18 protein-coding genes and 2 tRNA genes are annotated in these 17,314 nt (G+C 46.0%); 4 read left to right on the plus strand and 16 right to left on the minus strand.

Annotated features, from left to right (window positions below; translation table 11 throughout):
• Positions 1–133: 133 nt before the first annotated feature.
• From ACZMIG_RS11865 to ACZMIG_RS11930, 14 genes are all read right to left on the minus strand, one after another.
• Positions 134–367 (minus strand): DUF4248 domain-containing protein, encoded by a 234-nt coding sequence (locus tag ACZMIG_RS11865; protein WP_021855432.1) that lies wholly within the window; start codon positions 365–367, stop codon positions 134–136.
• Positions 368–1,408: 1,041 nt separating this feature from the next.
• Positions 1,409–2,551 carry an aspartate aminotransferase family protein gene (locus ACZMIG_RS11870; RefSeq protein ID WP_418874269.1) on the minus strand — a complete coding sequence of 381 codons (1,143 nt, stop codon included), beginning with the start codon at positions 2,549–2,551 and terminating at the stop codon, positions 1,409–1,411.
• Between the two features lie 83 nt (positions 2,552–2,634).
• Positions 2,635–3,024, minus strand: coding sequence for a four helix bundle protein (locus tag ACZMIG_RS11875; protein ID WP_125104883.1), 390 nt, complete (start codon positions 3,022–3,024; stop codon positions 2,635–2,637).
• A gap of 77 nt (positions 3,025–3,101) precedes the next feature.
• Positions 3,102–4,070 carry an N-acetyl-gamma-glutamyl-phosphate reductase gene (gene argC / locus ACZMIG_RS11880; RefSeq protein WP_418874268.1) on the minus strand — a complete coding sequence of 323 codons (969 nt, stop codon included), beginning with the start codon at positions 4,068–4,070 and terminating at the stop codon, positions 3,102–3,104.
• Positions 4,071–4,375: 305 nt separating this feature from the next.
• On the minus strand, positions 4,376–4,579 hold the full coding sequence (locus ACZMIG_RS11885; protein ID WP_302434271.1) for a PspC domain-containing protein: 204 nt from the start codon (positions 4,577–4,579) through the stop codon (positions 4,376–4,378).
• Between the two features lie 4 nt (positions 4,580–4,583).
• Positions 4,584–5,789 carry an argininosuccinate synthase gene (locus ACZMIG_RS11890; protein WP_303054425.1) on the minus strand — a complete coding sequence of 402 codons (1,206 nt, stop codon included), beginning with the start codon at positions 5,787–5,789 and terminating at the stop codon, positions 4,584–4,586.
• 18 nt (positions 5,790–5,807) lie between these two features.
• On the minus strand, positions 5,808–6,410 hold the full coding sequence (locus ACZMIG_RS11895) for a GNAT family N-acetyltransferase (RefSeq protein WP_125105346.1): 603 nt from the start codon (positions 6,408–6,410) through the stop codon (positions 5,808–5,810).
• A gap of 136 nt (positions 6,411–6,546) precedes the next feature.
• Positions 6,547–7,023 carry an arginine repressor gene (locus tag ACZMIG_RS11900; RefSeq protein ID WP_021855425.1) on the minus strand — a complete coding sequence of 159 codons (477 nt, stop codon included), beginning with the start codon at positions 7,021–7,023 and terminating at the stop codon, positions 6,547–6,549.
• A gap of 202 nt (positions 7,024–7,225) precedes the next feature.
• Positions 7,226–7,945, minus strand: coding sequence for a Bax inhibitor-1/YccA family protein (locus ACZMIG_RS11905; protein WP_021855424.1), 720 nt, complete (start codon positions 7,943–7,945; stop codon positions 7,226–7,228).
• A gap of 215 nt (positions 7,946–8,160) precedes the next feature.
• Positions 8,161–9,186 carry a hypothetical protein gene (locus tag ACZMIG_RS11910; protein WP_418874267.1) on the minus strand — a complete coding sequence of 342 codons (1,026 nt, stop codon included), beginning with the start codon at positions 9,184–9,186 and terminating at the stop codon, positions 8,161–8,163.
• Positions 9,187–9,314: 128 nt separating this feature from the next.
• Entirely contained in the window at positions 9,315–10,226 is a 912-nt protein-coding gene (locus tag ACZMIG_RS11915) for an AEC family transporter (protein WP_288950517.1), read from the minus strand.
• Between the two features lie 153 nt (positions 10,227–10,379).
• The gene (locus ACZMIG_RS11920) at positions 10,380–11,342 is read right to left on the minus strand and encodes a Rossmann-fold NAD(P)-binding domain-containing protein (RefSeq protein WP_053398803.1); all 963 of its coding nucleotides are present in this window, start codon (positions 11,340–11,342) and stop codon (positions 10,380–10,382) included.
• A 494-nt stretch (positions 11,343–11,836) separates the two neighbouring features.
• A complete protein-coding gene (locus ACZMIG_RS11925; RefSeq protein WP_302354096.1) occupies positions 11,837–12,628 on the minus strand; it encodes a pyrroline-5-carboxylate reductase family protein in 792 nt (263 codons plus the stop codon).
• A 281-nt stretch (positions 12,629–12,909) separates the two neighbouring features.
• Positions 12,910–12,985: transfer RNA gene (locus ACZMIG_RS11930), tRNA-Pro, on the minus strand.
• Between the two features lie 132 nt (positions 12,986–13,117).
• Here ACZMIG_RS11930 and ACZMIG_RS11935 point away from each other — a divergent pair.
• The 4 genes from ACZMIG_RS11935 (at position 13,118) to ACZMIG_RS11950 (ending at position 16,265) form a co-directional block, all read left to right on the plus strand.
• Positions 13,118–13,190 (plus strand) — tRNA-Phe (locus ACZMIG_RS11935).
• A gap of 243 nt (positions 13,191–13,433) precedes the next feature.
• Positions 13,434–14,666, plus strand: a complete 1,233-nt coding sequence (locus tag ACZMIG_RS11940) for a site-specific integrase (RefSeq protein ID WP_487889608.1) — start codon at positions 13,434–13,436, stop codon at positions 14,664–14,666.
• A gap of 3 nt (positions 14,667–14,669) precedes the next feature.
• The gene (locus tag ACZMIG_RS11945; protein ID WP_278410048.1) at positions 14,670–15,044 is read left to right on the plus strand and encodes a hypothetical protein; all 375 of its coding nucleotides are present in this window, start codon (positions 14,670–14,672) and stop codon (positions 15,042–15,044) included.
• 96 nt (positions 15,045–15,140) lie between these two features.
• Positions 15,141–16,265: a Fic family protein gene (locus tag ACZMIG_RS11950; RefSeq protein ID WP_487889609.1), complete on the plus strand. Its 1,125-nt coding sequence runs from the start codon at positions 15,141–15,143 to the stop codon at positions 16,263–16,265.
• Positions 16,266–16,340: 75 nt separating this feature from the next.
• Here the strand turns inward: ACZMIG_RS11950 and ACZMIG_RS11955 are convergent, their stop codons facing one another.
• Both ACZMIG_RS11955 and ACZMIG_RS11960 read right to left on the minus strand, forming a co-directional pair.
• Complete coding sequence (locus tag ACZMIG_RS11955) at positions 16,341–16,643, minus strand: helix-turn-helix domain-containing protein (protein ID WP_022459656.1); 303 nt, start codon at positions 16,641–16,643, stop codon at positions 16,341–16,343.
• A gap of 33 nt (positions 16,644–16,676) precedes the next feature.
• The gene (locus tag ACZMIG_RS11960; RefSeq protein WP_196071320.1) at positions 16,677–16,988 is read right to left on the minus strand and encodes a helix-turn-helix domain-containing protein; all 312 of its coding nucleotides are present in this window, start codon (positions 16,986–16,988) and stop codon (positions 16,677–16,679) included.
• Between the last annotated feature and the right edge of the window lie 326 nt (positions 16,989–17,314).

The raw sequence follows: 17,314 nt of genomic DNA on the forward strand, positions 1-17,314 counted from the left end.
TATCCATACCTTCATAATCAGTTGTTAAGTAATTCTTAACAACTGAATTATCATGTAACCCACTGTTATCCAATACCTTTACTATACCAACGCTTTTATTCCGCAAATAGGTAATAAAAGTTAGAACATATTTTTACGGCTCCCCCAGCGCCTCAACAATCTCTTTTACTTCGGCGGGTGTCCATGTGCGCGACTTGCCGCTGCCTAGCGTCTCGAGGCGGGCGGTGAGGCCGGGACTTAGGGCTATCCATTGACGGAGCTTGCGGTAGGCGGCACCAGGAGTCAGTGTGGGACAATAAAGCTGGGCTAGTTCTGTACGGCCATAGGCGCGAATCCTGAATTCAATCTGTGTCTGTGTATCTTTCATGATATTTATGTTTTTGTTTGTTATCCTAATTTATTTTGCTTACGCCATCCGGCTTAATCATAAAGCAACTCTTGCTGACATTATATATTATACAGCCGGGCGCTTATCTTGTACAAAGATAACGCAAATCGAGAGCAGAAGCATCAAGCTCGCTTGAATGTTATGCCGAGATGCAGATTATCTTATGCAAAGATAACGCAAATCGAAAGCAGAAGCATCAAGCTTGCTTGAATGTTATGCCGAGATGCAGATTATCTTATGCAAAGATAACGCAAATCGAAAGCAGAAACATCAAGCTCGCTTGAATGTTATGCCGAGATGCAGACTATCTTGTACAAAGATAACGCAAATCGAGAGCAGAAACATCAAGCTTGCTTGAATGTTATGCCGAGATGCAGATTATCTTATGCAAAGATAACACATCTTGAAAGAGAATGCAAATTTTAACACGCTAGACATCACGCTAGATATTTACAACAAACTGATTTTCAGACTATTACAAAGTCAACAAATCAGCATAATGTAAAGATTTAAGAACATTGACATGGTGAGTCAGCTAAGGTCAAATCAAATTTGGCGACATCAAAAAGTAGAATAAATTTTGACAAGGTCCAAAAACTGAAAGGAAAATCGTGGATTATGATTAACATAAACGTAAAAAGAATACAGATTAAAGAGTAACTGTAAGCAAAATCATGCGTATTAGTTTCAAATCATTAACCTATCGTTTACGGGTCGTAAATGGGCCACTTTTGATGCAAAAGTGGGCCGTTTTTTAATCGTAAACCAATAAGTTTTCAGACGAAAGTGAAAAAAGAAAAGAGAAAAGTGAAAAATCCAATTGCTGAACTACTTTATTGCAACAAAGCATTTGACTTTAACTCCTAGCCAACTTGTTGGCGATAACTACTCTAACTCCTTTAACTCCAGCATGAAATACAGCACTGTTTTATTTCAACAAAAAAGGGCGGCCGAGAATGTCGGCTGCCCTAGGATGAAGCATTTATTACTATAATGATTAACCATAAATCCATATTAAACCTAAATCTCGGCGAACGCCTTCTTGAGACGTCCGATGAAATCATCGGCCATGGCTTTGGTGAAGCACAGTGGCGGAAGAAGACGGAGAATGTTTGTTGAGGCACAGCCCGTGAAGCAGTGCTGGGTGTAAACAAGATTCTGACGCAGCGCCTTGTGAGGCATGTCGAGGTCGATACCTATCATGAGGCCGCGACCACGCACCTCCTTGATGTGAGGCTCCTCGGCCTGAAGTTCCTTCAGTTTAGCCATGAGATATTCGCCTGCCTCATGCGCATTGTCTACAAGATGCTCGCTCTCAATAACGTCGAGCACGGCAAGAGCTGCAACACACGCCAGATGGTTACCGCCAAAGGTTGTTCCGAGCTGCCCGTATTCGGGCTTGAAGTCGGGCGAGATGAGCACGGCACCCATGGGGAAGCCGTTGCCGATGCCTTTTGCCACGGTGATAAGGTCGGGACGTATGCCGAGCCATTGGTGGGCGAAGAACTTGCCCGAACGGCCGTAGCCGCACTGTATCTCGTCGCATATCAGCACAGCACCGTATTTCTTGCAGGCTGCCTGAAGTCCCTTGGCAAACTCCTCAGTGGCAAGCTTTATGCCGCCTACACCCTGTATGCACTCAATGATGCAGGCGCAGACGTCGCCCTTAGCCAGTTCGCGCTCCCATGCCTCAAGGTCGTTAAGGGGAAGATAAGTTACGTGATTGTTGGCATTGATGGGCGCGATAATCTTAGGATTGTCTGTCGCTTCAACGGCAAGCGAGGTGCGTCCGTGGAACGCCTTTGAGGCAGACAGCACACGCGTGCGTCCCGTCTTAAACGAAGCCAGCTTCAGCGCGTTCTCGTTTGCCTCGGCTCCGCTGTTGATCAGGAACAGCTGATAGTCGTCGTAGCCACACGCCTTGCCAAGCCTTTCGGCAAGCTGACGCTGAAGGTCGTTGACAACCGAGTTGCTGTAGAAGCCGAGAGCATTGAGCTGCTCATTGAGTTTCTCTACATAATGCGGATGGCAGTGGCCAATGCTTATAACGGCATGACCGCCGTAAAGGTCGAGATACTCCTGTCCCTTGTCGTCCCAAACAGAACAGCCACGACCTTTTACTATGTTAATGTCGAATAATGGATAAACGTCGAATAAAGTCATTTTATTTAAGTTAAGAGTGAAGAACGAAGAGTGAAGAATTCAATTGCTTTGTTATGATTGATTCACCTCGTTTTTTCACCATATCATTTATTATTTCTTTGTTTTGCCGTTTTTACTGATGCCACCAATATGGCAGTCAGTTCGTTACAGTCTTGCAACATACTTTCGGCTTCCTTGTCATTGATAAAATCAGTATCTCTAAGAAGATTTAACCAATAAAAAGTTTCGTTACATTCTTTCAATGCTACTGACAGCTTATTTATGAAGTCAGAAGAACTTTGAGCGAATTCAGCTTCCCTTACCAACGCTCCTATGGCAGTACCAGAGCGAAGCACCTGGTTGGTAAGCGCATATTCCTTGGCAGAACATTTGATATACTTCACCATATTGACTATCCGTATCGAAAATTCATAACTTTTCCGATGTAAAGGTGAATCGCTGCGGTTATATTCGTTTATTATTTTAGTTCCCATGTCCATTATGTGAATTAAGCTATTGAATTGACTAACGTCGAACGTTGTTTCTTCACTCTTCGTTCTTCACTCTTCACTTAAAAAGCCGTTGGCTTTAATCTTAGTCCTTCTGTTTCGTCAATGCCGAACATGATGTTCATGTTCTGAACGGCCTGACCTACGGCACCTTTAAGGAGATTGTCTATGCATGAAGTGATGAGAAGCTTGTTACCGAACTTGTCGCAGTGAACGAGGCACTTGTTGGTGTTTACTACCTGCTTCAGGTCGATGGCCTTGTCGACATAATGAGTGAAGGGGGCGTCCTTGTAGAACGACTTGTAGCCTTCTATTATCTCATCTGCCGGAGCGTCGGTCTTCACTACGCAAGTGGCGAAGATGCCGCGGGCGAAATCGCCACGATAAGGTATGAAGTCGATGTCGGCATCGAGCGAGCCTTGCATCTGCGTGAGGCTCTGCCTAATCTCGGGCACATGCTGATGACTGAACGGCTTGTATATGCTCAGGTTGTTGTTGCGCCAGCTGAAATGCGTTGTCGCACCGGGTTTCTGTCCTGCACCCGTGCTGCCCGTAATGGCATTAACGGCCACGTCGTCGTTGATAAGTTTCATGGCGGCGGCAGGCAACAGACCGAGCTGTATACAGGTGGCAAAGCATCCCGGGTTAGCCACATGATTGGCCTTGGCTATCTTGTCGCGGTTGATTTCTGGCAGACCATAAACATAGTCATTGCCCGGCTCAGCCAGACGGAAGTCCTGCGCGAGGTCTATTATCTTTACGTTGGCCGGTATGTCGTGTTCCAGAAGAAACTGACGGCTCTTGCTGTGACCGAAACAGAAGAACACAACATCCACCTTATCAAACGGCATATCCGACGTGAAGCACATATCCGTGTCGCCGTAAAGTCCTTCGTGAACATCAGTAACAGGATTGCCTGCGTTGCTCTCGCTGTTGGCAAACACAATCTCTGCCTGCGGATGATTTATCAATAATCTTATAAGTTCGCCGCCGGTATATCCGGCGGCACCAAGTATTCCGATTTTTATCATTTTAAAGTAGTTAAAGGAGTTAGAGGAGTTATCGCCAACAAGTTGGCTAGGAGTTAAAGTCAAATGCCTTGTTGCTATAAATAAAGAGCCAACAATCTGTGAAGCTAAATTCAATTTGCCTACTTCCTATTTTTTATTAATAGGTATGAGTTTCGGATCACAGATCCTGATACTTTATACTGTCGGATTACAAATCCGACAGAACAATAGCTTTGTAGTTTTATTGTCGTTATAGAGCAACTCAGCATTTGAATTGTTCACTTTTCACTCTATCTAAATTCACTCAACCCTGATCATTGCAGTTTTCAAGGAAGTATATTTCTTTCTCGTGGAACGATAAGCCAAAAGACGAGATAAAGAATGAAACCTGTGCCATAACTCACCATTACGGCCAAAGCCCATAATATACGTACAATGGTAGAATCTATTCCGAAATAGTCGGCCAAGCCGCCACATACGCCCGCAATCTTGCGGTCTTTATCCGACAAATATAATTTTCGGCCTATCATACCGTTATCTTTCCTCGTCCTCGTGTATTCCGTAATAAACTCTCAGTGGAGTGCTCAGCACCTTTATGAAGCCCTTGGCCTCTTCAGCTGTCCAGCCGTGCTGCATCTCGCCGTACTCGCCAAGTTTTGACTTAAGCAGATCGTCGGGCGAATCAACGCCTACGCACTCGAAGCCTAACGGACGGAGCTTCAGTATGGCCGTACCGTTCACGTTGCGCTGACTGCTTGTTAGCATAGCCTCGATGTCGGGCATTACAGGCTCAAGATACTGACTCTCGTGCAGGAACATTCCGTACCAGTTGGCAACCTGGTCTTTCCAGTACTGCTGCCATTTGCTCAACGTATATTTCTCGAGCATGCGGTGAGCCTCTATTATCAGTTTCGGAGCGGCAGCCTCAAAGCCTACACGGCCCTTTATGCCGATGATAGTGTCGCCAACATTGCAGTCGCGGCCTATACCGTAAGCAGCGCCAATCTCTTCAATCTTTTGTATGGCCTTAACCTTGTCGTCGTATTTCTCGCCGTTGACGGCAACTATTTCTCCCTTCTTGAACTCTATGCGCAGCTCGCTCTCGTCGTTGCGTGTAACGTGCTTCAGGTAAGCCTCCTCGGGCAGTCCCTGTGCCGAGTCGAGAATCTCGCCGCCACAGATGCTCGTGCCCCAGATGCCAACATTATAAGAGTATTTAAGTTTGGTGAAGTCGGCAAAATATCCGTGAGCGTTAAGATAGTCGACCTCCTCCTTACGCGACAGAGCCTTGTCGCGTGTAAGCGTGATAATCTCAACGCCCGGAGCCATAACGAGGAACGTCATGTCGAAACGTATCTGGTCGTTGCCTGCTCCCGTTGAACCGTGAGCAATGGCGTCGGCACCAATCTGCTTTGCGTAGCGTGCAATGGCAATGGCCTGGAAGATGCGCTCTGACGACACTGAAATGGGATAACAGTTGTTGCGGAGCACATTGCCGAAAATCATATATTTCAGACTTTTCTCATAATATTCGTGTGTAACGTCGAGCGTGACATACTCCTTTGCGCCCAGTTTGTAGGCGTTTTCCTCGTTCTGCTTGAGCTGCTCGTCGCTGAATCCGCCAGTGTTGGCGCATGCTGCATAGACCTCATAGCCCATGTCGTGCGATAGTTTCATCACTGTGTAAGAGGTGTCGAGTCCACCTGAGAATGCCACAACTACTTTTTTCTTGTCTGCCATAACAAATATGTTTTTTAATCAGTTTCCAATTCTTTTAATTCTCTCAATAACGTTTGCGGGCAACTCTATCGGAGTTTTGTCGCCCTCGTGCTCGGCCGGGTCGTAAAGCATGCCTGTGCAGATGCAGTAGCGGCGGCCCGTGCGCTTCAGCACGTCTACGTTGATGCAGCCCTCACATCCGCGCCAGAATGCCTCGTCGTCAGTAAGGTCGGCAAAGGTTACGGGCAGATAGCCCAGCTGCGTGTTCATGCGCATCACGGCCGAACCGCTCGTCAAGCTGAATATCTTGGCTTTAGGCCAGCGTGTGCGGGCCAGCGTGAAGGTCATGTCCTTTATGCGCTTCGACACGCCCATGCCCCTGTAGTCGGGATGAACGATAAGTCCCGAAGTGGTTACATAATGTTTGTTGCCCCATGTCTCAATATAGCTGAAGCCGACAAACCTTCCGTCACACAGGGCTATAACGGCCTTGGTTTCTCTCATCTTGGTTGCCAGATACTCATGGCTACGGCTGGCAATACCCGTTCCGCGCACTTTGGCGGCTGCCGCCATTGTATCGAGAATGGTGTCAACATATTTCTCATGTGACGCATCAGCCACCATTACTTCAATTTCTTTCATCATTGTAACGTTTCTGCCGTAAAGGACGTCAAGCCCCTGCCCGAACCAAATGAGGCACGGGAAAGACCGGACGAAACCGGCATTGATACATTGTTTATATTAAAAAGTTTCTGTTATTTATTATCTATTGCCACCTTTATTTTATGTCAGGAATGACGTTGCGCAGCTCGGCCACAATGTCTCCGTGCCTCACACCGTCCTTTATGACAATAAAAATAGTGTCATCGCCGGCAATAGTGCCCAATATCAATGGTATACCACTGTTGTCGATGTTGTAAGCCAGACTGCTGGCATAGCCCGGACGTGTCCTAATAACGCCCATGTTGCCAGAAAAGTTGATAGACATAAATCCCGACGTAAGCAGCATCTCGGCAGCCGTCTTAGGGCTCGACACGCGCTTATACATCGTCTCGTTGGGCAGCACATAGAAGTATTTGCCGCTCAAACTTGTAGCCTTTGCCACCTTAAGCTGTTTCATGTCGCGGCTCAACGTGGCCTGCGTAACCTTGTAGCCTTCTTTCTCAAGAGCCTTGAGCACCTCGTCCTGACAACAAAGCTCCTGGCTTGAGATAAGCATACGCAAAGTCTGTAATCTACCGTTCTTTGATTTCATTTGCCTGTATATTTATTCATTTATGTTTGCAAATATACAACCATTCACGTATATATACAAACATTTTTGTATAAAAATACGCCAACAGAACTATTTTTCACATATTTCTGAATATATATTCAACAAAAAAGCAGGATGCACAACTGCATCCTGCCTCAACACTTATAATTTGCACCGTCAAAAGGCGCAACTGATGAATCTTTTATTCTCTGCTGTTTCCGAATATCCTGAGCAGATAAAGGAAGAGGTTGATAAAGTCGAGATAGAGCGAAAGCGAGCCTAAAAGGGCTATCTTTTGTGTCTCCTCGTTAACATCGTCTGCCATAATCAGCATCTGCTTTATCTTCTGAGTGTCGTAGGCTGTAAGACCGACAAAGATCAGTACGCCGACGTAGCTAAGTATAAGACTGAAGCCGCCGCTCTTAAGCAGGAAGGCGTTGACCACAGTGGCAATGATCAGACCGATAAGGGCCATCATAAGTATCTTGCCCAATGAAGACAGGTCGGCCTTGGTGAAATAGCCTATGGCTGCCATAACGGCAAACGTGCCGGCCGTGATAAAGAATACGCTGGCAATAGACTGCATTGTATATACGAGCAGAATAAGCGACAGCGTGGCTCCGTTGAGGGCTGAATAAAGGATGAAAAGCAGTGTGGCTGTGGTGAGCGACAGGCGGTTGATGCGTGCCGAAACAGTCCATACCAAAGCCAGCTCGGCTATGAACAAGCCCCAGAACAGCAGTTTGTTAGACACCAGGGCTGTTATTATGCCGGGACTTGAAGCCACGCCATAAGCCACAAAGCCTGTTATGACAAGGGCCAGAGTCATCCACACGTAAACCTTGCGCATAAGCGACGGGAAGGCTACCGACGCGATGTTTTCTTTCTCGCGTATGAGATCATACAATCTTTCTTCGTTCATTTTTTCTTTTCGGTTTTGTTGTTTTTATGATTTCTTTTTTATCTCCTAACTCTTAAATGCCCGGCAAAGCAGGCATAATATGTTATGCAAACATAAGCAAAAAAAGCGACAAATGCCTTTGTTTTAATAAAAATCATTGATTATTCACAAATATTCCGTATATACAGACATTGTGACAGACGTAAATGTCGATGTACATGACAGATAGGCCCCGTTCAGGCCTCGGCAGGCCTCTCGGCCACACACTCTATCATCACCGGCAAGCAGCCGCCGGCTCCGTCGGCACATACAATGACGTGAGGCACATAAGGGAAAGCCATGGAGAGCAGACGGTCGACATCGGTATAGTCAGAAAAGTCACGAAGATAAGCCACAAAGCAACTTACGTGGTTCATCGTCAGACCGTAGCGCTTAAGCCTTACGCCCATGTCGCCAAGAATCTGTCCGGTATACTGGCGCACATCGAGCTGACTCATATCGGCATCAGTCGCAGAAGGAAGTACGAACGGCGGGATGTCAACACGCAATCCGCTGCCTAAATCTACGCCAAGGTCTATACAGCCATAGACTGCGGCAGACTCATCTTTTGCCGAGCCTTCATCAGAGCAAGGAGGAACGACAGCCTTGGCATCGCCACCAAACGACAGAAAGTCGAGAGCCACCACGGCTCCGTCGGCATGTGTTACGCCGCCAACAACCGTAACCGCCATACGCAATTTGCCGGCATCAATGCCATGACGCCCGAACACGTCGTCGCGTGCCTTCTCAACGGCATCAAGACAGCCGTCAGTATCAGCCACATAAAGCCACACGCGCAGGCAGCCAACTCCTGAAGCGTCATCGGCAAGATGAGCCGAGCCGACAAACTTTTCGAACAGAGCCACAGCCTGCCCATAGGCATCCTTACCGGCCAGGTCGGTCCCGCAGAGCCTTAAGCTGCAAAACGAAGAAGCCGACGAAGCATCTGACGTGCATACAAGAAGCGAAACCTTCGACCCGTCAAGCGGAGCCTGCCCTACCACGGAACACGGCACATGCGAAAGATAGTCGTGCCACAGCTGCGACTCGAGCAGAGCGGCATATTGGTTGCGGATGTCGCTAAGAAACACCTTAACATAAACGATATGGCGGTTTTCAAGATTCTCCATATCAACATAATCGCCCGTCTTCATGTAGAGATGGCACAGCCGCTCCCAAAAATTTCCCCTGGCAACGGCCGACAGAACAGCATATTTTTCCATAAGCAGATATTCTTTTTAGGCGCAAAAATAATGCTTTAAAATTTAAAGCATACGCAAAAACAGCTTTTTTATCACAAAATTGATATCAAAGACATAATATTTCATTCACACCGGTCAACATCTGCGCATCAAAATATCAGCGTAAGCAAAGGTATGGTGACAACGGAAAGAATGGTAGTGATCAGCGTGCCCTCAACCATCTCGCTCTCATCGCGCCCGTATCTCAGGCAAAACATCGTGCCATAAGAGGCCACCGGCATGCCAATAAGCACGGTGTTGATGCGGTTGATTGTCTCGTCTACTCCACAAAGGCGCAACAGGAAATATATGGCTACGGGGATTATCAAGAGACGGAAGGCCGACATGACATAGACCGACCTTGTGCCGAGTATATGGCGGGTATCCATCTGGGCCATCGAAGAACCGATAACAAGCAACGCTCCCGGAACGGTGATGCCTCCCAAAAGATGAAACGGCTCAGACACAACCCTCGGTATAGAATCAAGTCCAAGGGCCACTATAACTATCGAGACATAAGACGCCACCATTGGCGGACAATACAGCGTGCGGACATTAAATTTGTGTCCGTCTGTGCTTCCAAGGACAAACGACAGACCGACAATAAAGATGAAAAGTGTGTTGGGGATGTTGAGCAGACTGGCATAGAATACGGCCTGGCTGCCAAAGATTGATGCCACAACGGGATAGCCGATAAAACCAACGTTGGCAAACATAAGCATAAAACTATACATTCCGCGATAGTCGGCTTTGCGGACAAAATAGCGTGGAAGGAAATAGGCTATCAAAAACAGCAGTACATAAGTAATCATGCCTACGCCGAGCAATGGCAATATCATGCCCCGGTCGGGAAAAACGTCGCCCATCACTGACGATATGATAAGGCAGGGACACGACACGTTGATAATAAAACCTGACAACTTACGGTCGAAATCGCCGCCCATAAGTCCGCATCTGTTTGAAACAAATCCCGCCACTACAAGCAGCAGGAGTATGATCATCTGTATGACAATGTTATCCATTTTTATTTTTAATATATCCTTTTACTCAGTAAAATGAGTATTAATATATAAATGCCTGAACTATTTCCGGTTGTAGCCATAAAGAATGCAGACCCGACTTGTCATCATCGGCCTGCATTCTCCGTTAGCAAATATGATTTAAAATGTAGAATTCTATAATGACTCGAGCATTCGCTTGATTACCACAGAAGCTGAAATCTCGCGATTGGCTGCTTCTGGAATGACGAGCGAATTAGGACTTTCTATCACATCGTCTGTTACGATAAGACCGCGGCGTACGGGCAGACAGTGCATAAACTTGCCGTTATCTGTAACAGCCATGTGTGCCGCGTCTATTGTCCACGACATGTCCTTGCTCAATATCTTGCCATAGTCAGCCGGACTGGTCACGCCGGGACAGCTCCAGTTTTTGGCGTAAACGAAGTCGGCTCCTTCAAGAGCTTTCATCTGGTCGTACTCAACACGGGCATTGCCAACAAACTTCGGATCGAGCTCATAACCCTCGGGATGAGTGACAACAAAGTCTACGTCGGCAGCGTTCATCCACTGCGCAAACGAGTTTGGAACGGCCTGCGGCAATGCACGGCAATGGGGTGCCCATGACAGAACAACCTTCGGACGGGCTTTTGTCTTGTGCTCCTCAATGGTAATGAGGTCGGCAAAAGCCTGAAGAGGATGCACCGTTGCCGTTTCCATGGCAAACACAGGACGGCCGCTGTACTTGATAAACTGATGGAGCACGGTTTCGGCATAATCATACTCGCGGTCGGTCAGGCCTGCAAACGAGCGCACACCGATAAGGTCGCAATAGCAGCCCATCACCGGAATGGCTTCGAGCAGGTGCTCGCTCTTGTCGCCGTCCATTATTACTCCGCGCTCTGTCTCCAGCTTCCATGCACCGGCATTTACGTCGAGCACTATCACGTTCATGCCAAGATTCATGGCAGCCTTCTGCGTGCTGAGTCGTGTGCGCAGACTGTTGTTGAAGAAAATCATCATCAGCGTCTTGTTCTTGCCAAGATGCTGATACTTAAAGCGGTCGTTCTTTATTTCTTGTGCTTCGGCAAGTGCCTGCTGCAGATTGCCGATATCTTCTACGTTTATAAATGTATTCATATCTTTTTATTAAAAATTTCCCTAATACCTGAAAGTTCATAAAAACGTCTGACTTTCCGTCAGACAGTGTAGCAGATTTGCAGTCCTGTATTCTGCAAAGTGCGACAGGAGGCCTGCGCATCACGCATGGCAGATGCCGTATCGTCTTACACCTGCTCAACAAATCAGATTCTGTTGCCTTAAAATATTCAACGTTCACAGCCTCATCGCCCACAAAGAGCAAACCGGCTGCATACTCACAAGGCTAAGCGCCAAGTGCCTTTCGGCTAATCCCGACAGAGGCATTGGCATAGCATCCGCCATGAGCATTTCTTATCTTCACCTTTGCACAGGCTCCAAATATAACTTGCCAAAAGTAACAATTAAATTTGAAAAAAAAGAAACTTAAACAGCGAAATATTCTACAATCCGTAAATTACGGATAAAACTTGCATTATAATTTATCTAATATACAGGTTTCACTGTTATCAGAAATTCATTTTGAAGTTTCTGTCTTATTTCGACATTCCGGCTTTCAGCCCGCGTATCACAGAACTCGTAAATCCGGCATGCTCCATTTCGTTAAGTCCGCGTATCGTCATGCCTCCGGGCGTAGTAACTTTGTCTATCTCAACTTCAGGATGACTGCCGTTGGCCTGCAACAAGCCTACGGCTCCCTTCATCGTCTGCATCACTATCCGCTGCGCGTCACGCGCCTTAAATCCGAGTTCAACGCCGCCTTCTGTCGAAGCCCTGACATACCTCATGGCGTAGGCTATGCCACACGATGCAAGCGTAGTGGCAGCTCCGAGCAGCTGTTCCTCCGTAACCATCTGCAATCCGGTTGAGTCAAACAGGGCTGCCATTGCAGCCGTGGCTTCTTCATCTGCATTAACCGGAACGATAAACGTCATCGAACTTTTCACGGCAATGGCTATGTTGGGTATCACTATGAACAGCCGGGGCAGCTTTCCGTCTGTTCCACGAAGCCATTCCTTAAGCAGACTGCCGCTTACGCCGGCCATAACCGACACAATGGTCTGCCGGCTGTAGTCAACTGCCGGCCGTATTTCGCCTATAACCTGCTCTGCCAGCCATGGCTTCACCACGACAAACACCACATCGCCTGCAGCTGTCGCTGCTTTGTTGTCAGTAGTAACATTAACTCCGAGACTTTTAAAGCGCTCTAGCGTCGCTTCATGAGGAGCCGAAACAGTGATGTCGGCTGCCGCCAACATCCCGCACTTGACAAAGCCTTCCACCATGGCTCCACCCATGGCACCGGCACCAATAACCGATATTTTCATAACCTGCAATATTATTTATAAGTCTGTCAGCCCTGTTATGCCTGTCGCAGCAAACCGACTGCCGTCCGGGCAAAGACATACTTTATATTATAAAGACACCCACTCCACCGGCTTCAGCATTTTAATCATCATGCTTAAAGCACAAGCCATGCCCCCGTAATGATACAACGGGCATACAAATATACATAATTATTGTGTCTTTCTGTCCAAATATCCAACTTTAATAAAGTTTCAAAAACCAAAAGAGGCCAACATGCTGTCTCCAACCTGTTGACCTCTTCTGGTCGGGATTACTGGACTCGAACCAGCGACCCCTACGTCCCGAACGTAGTGCGCTACCAACTGCGCTAAATCCCGATGCCTTAAAAGCGAGTGCAAAGGTAAAGCATTTTTTTGAAACTCGTGCATTTTTTTCAAAAAAAATGCTCAAAAATTTGTATGATTAACAAAAAAGGCATATCTTTGCACCCGCAATCAAGCAATAACGATGGTGCCATAGCTCAGTTGGTAGAGCAAAGGACTGAAAATCCTTGTGTCCCCGGTTCGATTCCTGGTGGCACCACTTTGAAGAAAAGCAAAAGACAGTAAAATCCTGATTTCCAAGCGAAATCGGGATTTTTTGTTTTCCCCCGGCACGCAAAAAACGGCAAAATATTACCGTTTGAGGTGGAGCAAAAGGTGGAGATAAAAGGTGGAGCAAAAATCTCCACCGAATTAGAGTCTTTTTCACTGATTTGCAATGTTTTGCGCATCAAGAAAACGTGGTCGGTTTCCTACTTTTGTCCAAACTAAAAACTGTAGGAAAATGAAAAGAAGTTCATTCAATGTGCTTTTCTTCTTGAAGAAGACCAAGCTGCTGAAAAACGGAGAAGCATCCGTTTGTATGCGTATCACTGTAGATGGTACGCGAGTTGAAAACAACATCCGCAAAAGCATTGACCCGTCTCTCTGGAGTCAGGCTAAGGAATCCGCCAGAGGCAAAAGCCGCAAGTCATGTGATCTGAATGCCTATATCGAAAATGCGAGAATCAAATTACATCAGATTTTTTGTGAGCTGGAAGAACAGAACCAGCCTATAACGGCACGTCTGTTACAGGAAATATTTTTCGGACAGGACAAAGAACCGGAAGCGGTACGCACTCTCATCGGTACCATGCAGGAGCACAACGATCAATGCCGTGCCCTGGTCGGGAAAGACTATGCCCTGATTACCGTTCGCCGTTATGAAAGCTGCAAGCGCTATCTTGCCGAACTTATCAGACAGAAATACGGAAAGGATGATCTGCCGCTGGCGGAAGTCAACGGTGAGCTGGTACTTGCCTTTGAATTTTATTTGAAGACGGAAAAGGAATGTCAGCAGAATACCGTTATCCGTTATATGAAATGTCTGAAGAAGATTACCAATCTGGCACTGGCCAATGAATGGATAGCCAAAGACCCGTTTATCGGTATCAAGTTCCACGAAAAAGAAGTAATCCGTGAGTTTCTTACTATGGATGAACTGCTGACCATCTACCACAAGAAGTTTCCTCTGGAACGAATCACCGTAGTCCGTGATGTTTTTATTTTCGCCGCCTTTACCGGTCTGGCTTTCATCGACGTGCAACAACTTTCCCCTGAGCATATCGTAAAAGACAACAACGGCAACCTGTGGATCAGGAAGCCACGTCAGAAAACAAAGAACATGTGTAATATCCCACTGTTGGATATTCCTTTGGAAATCCTGAGAAAATATGCAGATTATCCTGCCTGCAAAAAGAAAGGAGTATTGCTGCCTGTCCCCTGCAATCAGAAGATGAACAGTTACCTGAAAGAGATTGCCGACCTGTGTCTGATAAAGAAGAACCTAACTACACACACCGCCCGCCACTCGTATGCTACATCTGTCTGTTTGGCCAATGGAGTCAGCATTGAGAATGTAGCCAAAATGCTCGGTCACTCCAATATCAAGATGACGCAACACTATGCAAGGGTACTCGACAGTTCCATTCTGAAAGATATGAATAATGTAAGGGATATACTTTCAAATTGCCTATAGCTTATGAAAAGAGACATTATCCATATAATGGAGGACGGCAGGATTGTTATTCCTGCTGTCCATCCTGATAAGATTCGTATGGACGAAGCCGAACTTGTCGGCTTGTTCAATGTAGTTGCACCGACTTTAAGGGCTGCGAAAAGAAGAATATATAAACTTGGGATATTGCAACCATTCACCGCAGAACAACGTATTCCGTTAAAAGAGGGGTATCAGGTAGTCTATAACTTGGAAATGATATTTGCGCTTGCCTTTCAGATTAATACTTATCCGGCCCAACAATTACGTGAGTATATAATAAGCAGGCTGTTTCAATCTGAAAAGTCAATGATTATCTGCATGGTGAATGGAAATCATAAGTCATATCTAAAATGCTGATAAATATTGATTTTACTATTTCATGCGGATAATAAGCCGCAAAATCTGCGGTTAATTATCCGCAAAACCGTATATTTGCAGAAAACAGTGATGCCTATGTATATACATGAACATAAAGAATGGCCTTCCTTTTCGTGGAACAAGGAACTTGTCGGTGAGAAACTGAACAAGGTAAACAAAGCTGTCGGTTATCTGATGGGACGCCTTAGTGTAATCGGTTTTAACGACAAGATGTCTGCCGTAGTTGAATCCATCTCTCATGACATCATTGCATCATCAGAAATTGAAGGAGTGGAATTGAACAATGAACAGGTACGTTCATCTGTAGCCCGCAAACTCGGAGTACAACTACCGAATCCGACCGAATCTTCACGATATATAGACGGAGTAGTGGAAATGGCACTTGATGCAACCGTCAATTTCAACAGTCCGCTTACCCATGAAAGACTCTTCGGCTGGCACAACTGCCTGTTTCCTACCGGATGGAGCGGTCCAACGAAAATAGATGTAGCCCGATACCGCAGTGGAGAGATGAAAGTTATTTCTGGAATGTTCGGTCGGGAAAAGGTACATTATGTAGCACCTGCTCCTGAAAGAATAGACGAAGAAATGAATCGGTTTCTGGACTGGTTCAATTCAGATGCACATAACGGCTATGTAAAATCGGCGATAGCCCATTTGTGGTTTGTCTGCATCCATCCTTTCGATGACGGAAACGGACGAATCGGACGAGCCATTGCTGATATGGCACTTTCACAGGCCGAAAACTCAAAGATGCGTTTTTTCAGTATCTCACATCAGATAAACAAGGATAAAAAACAGTATTACGACATATTGGAGAAAACACAGAAGGGAAATTGCGAGATTACTGAATGGATCATCTGGTATCTTGACTGTCTGCTCCGTTCTGTCGAGCAATCCGACGAAACATTGTCGAAGGTTCTTAACAAGGCCATATTCTGGCAAACCCATGCCGAGACAGTCCTGTCCGAACGACAACGTGAAGTCTTGAATTTATATTTGGACGGTTATCCCGGCAAACTGACGGCTAAGAACTGGGCAAAACGTGTAAAGGTATCACCAGATACAGCAGCACGCGATATAAAAGATCTGGTAGAAAAGGGTATTCTGATACCCCAGCAGGGGCGGGTTCGTGACGTATTTTACGGAATCCGGTGCAGTGACTCTATCCTTGTCATCCCCATGCCTGAAGATTTATAATTGTTCATCATACAAGCATAAAGGCTGTGTGACATCGGTTCATCAAAACCGGCACACAGCCTTTATGCTTATCTTTTATTTACCACTCATATATGCTTCCCGATAATTCTCCTGAAGCATTTTCTCAATATCACTCTCCCGATAAAGTATCTTACCTCCCAACTGGTAATAGGATATTCTCCCTTCATTACGATAATCCTGAAGCGTACGTCTGCTCAGTTTCAATTGTGCCGACACTTCCTTGTCGGTCAGATAGCGTTCACCGCCCAGTACGGGACGGTTTCCGACCGCCAGATTCTCAATCCCGACCAGCATACGGTCAAGACTTCCCATGATACGGTGTACCCATTCTCTGCTGTCTGTTCTCAGTTCACTCATGTTATTATGGATTTAGTGGTTATTGTTTAACTGTTATATGTTACGTCCTCTGTAAAGAGCCTCTTTTCTTCTGTCCTCAACTTTCTTGACGATACCCTGCACATCTTCCGGCTTATAGAATATCTTGTGATTGATTTGAGAAAAAGGCAGGGTACCGTTATCACGGAGTGTCTGCAGGGTACGGGGCGAGATGTTCAGATACCGGCATACGTCCTGATTATCCATCCACTTGTGCAGCGTCCTGTCGTTCTCCCGGTTGCAAATTTCTATGACCCGATGCTCAAAGTATTCAAACTTACGCACCAATTCCTCAAACAGTTGTTTTTCTATTCCTACAAATTCCATATCGTTTCCTTTTTTGTTGATTGATGTTTATTCTTTTTCCGTTGTTTGCGACAAAGAAAAGCCATATATTCTGAAAGGCAATGGTTTCCGCCTAACTGGCAGCATGTGGCGCTGATTATCCTAATTATGAGGCCACTTTCATATCCTTTTCTTCAAATATCCCTATATTCAGGGACTCCATCCAATAACGATTTACAGAATAAAATATCTATGAACCTAATTCAATAAAGGTCCATAGCAATGGATAAGGAATGGTTTATTTCCATGTAACCTTACTTCATCACTTTTCCAAGCCATTGATTAGATAAAGAAGCAAAGAAGTGTTC

It is taken from the genome of Xylanibacter sp., assembly GCF_057607445.1.